Annotated in this window: 3 protein-coding genes; 2 read left to right on the forward strand and 1 reads right to left on the reverse strand. The window is 41.1% G+C overall.

Translation table 11 applies throughout. The features are described from left to right. Positions 1–112: 112 nt before the first annotated feature. Entirely contained in the window at positions 113–340 is a 228-nt protein-coding gene (locus CK510_RS25600; RefSeq protein ID WP_095724357.1) for a hypothetical protein, read from the forward strand. 67 nt (positions 341–407) lie between these two features. Here CK510_RS25600 and CK510_RS25605 read toward each other — a convergent pair whose 3' ends face one another. Continuing rightward, positions 408–728: a thioredoxin family protein gene (locus tag CK510_RS25605; RefSeq protein ID WP_095724358.1), complete on the reverse strand. Its 321-nt coding sequence runs from the start codon at positions 726–728 to the stop codon at positions 408–410. Between the two features lie 1,982 nt (positions 729–2,710). Between CK510_RS25605 and hetF the strand changes: the two genes are divergently transcribed. Then, positions 2,711–5,299, forward strand: coding sequence for a cell division protein HetF (hetF, locus tag CK510_RS25610; RefSeq protein WP_095724359.1), 2,589 nt, complete (start codon positions 2,711–2,713; stop codon positions 5,297–5,299). Positions 5,300–5,309: the final 10 nt, after the last annotated feature.

Consider the following 5,309-nt stretch of genomic DNA (forward strand, 5'->3'; position numbering starts at 1 on the left):
GAATAAAGGTACGGTATTTTCAGGTATTTGATTGATAAGATTGATAAGTCCCTAATCTAAAATTGAGAATTAGGAATAGGGTATTGCCCTTTACACATCAACCCAGACTATTATGAGTATCACAGTTACAGGTACAATTCAACGTCGCGATATTGGTATGGGTGCTTGGGCATTCATAACCGACGAAGGAAGCACTTATGAAATTCCTCGCAGTGCGGATAAAAAATTACTCCAGTCGGGGCAAAAAGCTAAAGTCATCGGGCAGGTACGTGAAGATGTCATGACTGCGGCGATGATTGGTCCCGTTCTGGAGGTAAAATCTTTTGAATTGCTTGAATAGTCTTTCACCCACAGAAATGTAGGGGTGGGGTTTCCCCATCCTGAATTATATTTTATTCTCTACACCCCTAAGATGATATCGCCGAATCTAAAACGGCTTGTAGACGACTTCTAAATTCTCCCTTCGGATGTCCCCCTTTAACTTCACCCACAATCTTAAATTCAGCTTCAGGTGATTCGCAGACAATATAAGTAGGCCAGCCCATTTCCGATTTGTCGGGGTATTGTGCTAGTAGTATTTGCCGATACTTTCGGTATGATGCAGTGTCTTGCATTTTTACGTCGATAAACTCCAAACCCAGTTCTGATGACACTTTTTGGTCATAAAAAGCCATTTTGTGACAAATACCACAGTCTTCGCTGGAAAACTTAATTACAGATAGAGGCATGGGCTTCAGTCTTTTTTACGATCGACAAAAATTCATTATACAGAAATTTCACTCTTACCATAACTTAACTTGCTTCCATTGCCAGTAATTCGTAAAACTATCCAAAATTAGTCAGGTGAAATCATGTCAATTCTTGGTAAAAGTGATATTATGTATTGACCTATAGATTTATCCGGGTGCGCGATATAGCTCTGTCATTAAGCTTGGCTTATCGCTCTAAATCATCTACCACAATGCATTTACCAAAACATTCATAAATTACAAATTACGCGATCGCATCTCTCTCAAATCAACAAACTATCTACCAATTCAGACGAAAGTTAACTTGTTACAGCTTTTGTTGGTGCTGTTTATCTGTCGATTGAGTCGAAAATCACTCTTTCAGGTGCTATGCAAAAACAAATAATCCTGCCACATTGGGAGTCGGGTTATTAGGGTTGGACTATCATTTTACCTATTCTGCAATTTGGGAATACTTTCCGGAAAAATTGCAAAATAAAAATTCTCAAACCGCAGATTTTTTCTGTAAATGTTGAAATCGTAAGTTCAAAAAATCCCCCAGTGGATAACTATCTACTGAGGCAGTGGGTTATTATGCATCTACTATCTACCTATTCATGTCTAATGAACCATTATCAGGATTAGTTTGACTGTGAATATGGGTTATAAATATAACAATAAAAAATCCCCCAGTGGATGGCAGTCTACCAGGGGAGCGAGTTATCAGGGTGCATCTACCAATTAATCGTTCATACCTGTATCATTTAATTCCGGATATTTTTGCCGATAAAGTAATTAATTTTATTTTTACTCCTATCTGCTCAGGATTGAAAATTCAATCAATATTCAATCAATATTCAGAATTAGGATACCCCAATCAAATTGCCAAAAAAAATCCCCCATACAGCAATTGCCATCTAGGGGAGTGAATTATTAGGGTGCATCTACCAATTAATTGTTCTTACCCTTGGGGGGATTTCCCGGACAAATTTTCTGAAATTGGCATTTTATTTGTTTGTTGGTGCAAAATATCGCAATTTAGCGAAAAAAACACCAAAAAAAATCCCCAACTAGAAAATTTCTAAGAGGGGAGTGAATTATCAGGGTGCATCTACCACTTAATTGTTCGTAAAAGAACCAAGCAACTCCGGATAAATCTAATCATATTCAGCAATCCTTTGAATAATAATTTTTGGATATAGGTATAAAAAAATCCCCAACTAGAAAATTTCTAAGAGGGGAGTGAATTATCAGGGTGCATCTACCACTTAATTGTTCGTAAAAGAACTAAGCAATTCCGGATAAATCTAATCATATTCAGCAATCCTTTGAATAATATTTTTGGATATAGGTATAAAAAAATCCCCAACTAGAAAATTTCTAAGAGGGGAGTGAATTATCAGGGTGCATCTACCACTTAATTGTTCTAAATATAACTGTGGGTATCCGGACAAAAAAGAAACAGGGCATAATTAACCCCTATGCCCATCAGCTTATTAGCTATTAATTATTTTTTCTGTACTACTTACTTTTCAGTGGAAAAATATTATTATTTGGATATATTATTTACACAATATCAGTAATTTGTGTTACAAACCCTATGTGGGTATCAATCAGATTGACCAAAAGCTTAATTTTTGGCTTAATCATTCGATGTGCTTACCATCTGGATTTTGTGAAGATTTTACCCCATCTTCTCGGTTTATTTGGTTCATGTCGGGGTGTTGTTTGCCAAAATAGAAAAAAGCCCCCAGCTAGCTTTTCACGCTACTGAGGGAGTTAGAAGATTAAGGTGCATCTACCAATTAGGTAGTTCCATGCGGAATTGATGTAATCCGGATAAAGTGTAAAGAACCACATAAAACCGATTGAATGCGAAACATTTAGTGATGGGATGCATCTAAGGTAATAGAGAGAGCGAACATTGATTTGAGAATGAGTCGCGTTTCGGAACAGATTTTAGGAGGCGAACAGGAGAAGTTGTGACCCAGGAATTTCATATTTCCGTAACTCCAGTAGGACAAAATGACTACTTGGTGCGGACGGAGGAAGTCGCATCTGGGGTGCCATTGGCAGAAGAACTGGTAAATTGGCCTGTAGCTGAATGGTTGGCGGCTGCTGGGCATCTAATGAATGACCCGCTCAAGTCGGTGTTGCAGGGAGATGCAATGGCGCGGAACTCGGTCAACTTAGCGGCTCTGGGTCAGCAATTATACAACGAACTGTTTCAAGGCACTCTCAGGGATAGTTGGATTACGGCACAGGGTATTGCTCAAAACCACCAACAAGTGCTGCGTCTACGTTTAGGCATTAAAGATAATCGGTTGGCGCGTTTGCCTTGGGAAGTGATGCACGCAGGCGATCGCCCGATTGCTACGGGACCTTATATTGCTTTTTCCCGCTTTCAAAATGGTATTGTTGATGCTTCTCGTCTGCCATCGAACAATATGCCCATGCCTCCCGATGAGGGGGGGATTAGGGTTTTGATGGTTGTTTCATCGCCAACTGATTTAGTGCGTTTAGATTTACTCAAGCAAGAGGCAATTAAACTACAAGCCGAACTTCACCGTCAGCAACCAAGTAATACTGAGGGTGGCTTTTTGCCAGAAATACAATTAACTTTAATTGAACAACCGGGAAGGGAAGAATTAACCCAAGCTCTGGAACAAGGGCGTTACCACGTTTTACACTACTCAGGTCACAGTAACTTGGGTACAAGCGGTGGCGAAATTTACCTGGTGAGCAGACGTACTGGTTTAACAGAAACTTTGACAGGGGATGATTTGGCTGGTTTATTGGTTAACAATAATATCCAGATGGCGGTGTTTAATTCCTGTTTGGGTGCTTATGGAGCCACATCCGACGGTAATGCTGAAATTGGTGAACGCAGTCTGACTGAGAGTTTAGTCAGACGGGGTATTCGTGGTGTATTAGCGATGTCGGAACGCATCCCCGATGAGGTGGCATTGACGCTGACGCAGTTGTTTTATCGCAATTTAAGTCAGGGATATTCTGTTGATTTGTGCGTAAGTCGGGTGCGTCAAGGTTTGATTTCTGCCTACGGTTCCCATCAGATGTATTGGGCTTTGCCGATTTTATACCAACACCCAAAATTTGATGGTAATCTCAGTCCTGGTTTGTACCTTCCTGTGGGTAGCGAGTTACTGTCTGAGTATGAACCGCCAAATATGAGGGCGACACCATCCCTATATTCGAGTGTTGCCGATGATGTTGATATGCCTCTGGATGGGATGATGTCAGCTTCGTTGGGACGGGATGATTCGGAGCTTGATTGGTTGGGAGAGGATACTTGGGGGGATTTAGTCGATGAAATCGAGGATTACGATGACCCTAGTTATGCAGAGGATTCGGCGATCGTTTCCGATTTATTTCGTCAATTAGACCGGGAAAAGCCCTTAGAACCTGATTCTGCTTCGATGACTGGCGAATTGGTAAATGATACTGATGAGGGGGAAAGTATACCTGGGATTGAGGTGTCCGATGATTTATCATCCCTCGAACGCGAGGTGGAAAAGTGGCGCGAAGCTAGGGCAATTCGTGAAAATCGACAACAAGGAGGATTAATCGCTCCAGGAAACTTAGCTCATCAAAATCAATATGCAGCAGGTAATTTAGAAGCAGGTAACTTAGAAAATAACTGGGATAATTCTGATGTTGTGCCAGCTGCATCGACTCGCGATCGCATTAGTGTTGTTGAACCGGGAGTTAGAAGACGTGGGAGTAAATTATTACCCCTAGTTGGGTTTGTTGGTGCTAGTGCGATCGCGATCGCGGTTGGTGTTAACTGGTGGCAAAATCAGCAAAATCCGACTTTACTTTCCAATATCCCCCAAGTTAGTGCGCCGCAACTTAACAATCAAATCAATTTTGAAACAGAAAAAACTGAACTTGTTACAGCCTACGCAAGCGAAAAACTCAGCCAAGGTGATTTAGAACCTGGTTTAAAGGCTGTCGAAGCTTTGCTGAATCGGAATGCATTAGCTGCGGCAAAAACATCCCTTGATGTAATTCCCCAGAAGTATATTCAAGAACCATCGGTTAATTTTTATAAAGGACGACTAGCATGGCAATCAGTACAAGTTGGAGATAAAAACTTTAGTATTGATGATGCTCGACGTTACTGGGAAACAGCAGTCAAAGCCCAAGCAGACTCGGTTATTTATACTAATGCTCTCGGTTTTGCGTTTTATGCCGAAGGTAATGTAAACCGTGCTAATGATTCTTGGTTTAGGGCGTTAAGTTTAGCAACGGCAAAGGAGCAAAAGCCATCTGCCACACCAATGAGCGCGAATGCAACAGTAAAGGTGAAACAACGGGACGATTTAACAGCCTTTGCGGGATTGGCTCTGGGATTGTATAAAACTTCACAGAATGAGTCTGGGGCAAAGCGAGAGCAATATATTAATGAGGCTGTAAAGCTACGTCAAAAAGTTGTCACCGATGACCCTTATAATTTCCAAATGGATAAGTTAGGTCAAAGTTGGCTGTGGAATGAGAAAGCCCTGCAAGACTGGAAAGCACTGCTGCAAGTTCCTAATCAGCGTCGATGAGGAAATTTAC

The organism is Brunnivagina elsteri CCALA 953 (assembly GCF_002289455.1).
Lineage (GTDB): Bacteria > Cyanobacteriota > Cyanobacteriia > Cyanobacteriales > Nostocaceae > Brunnivagina > Brunnivagina elsteri.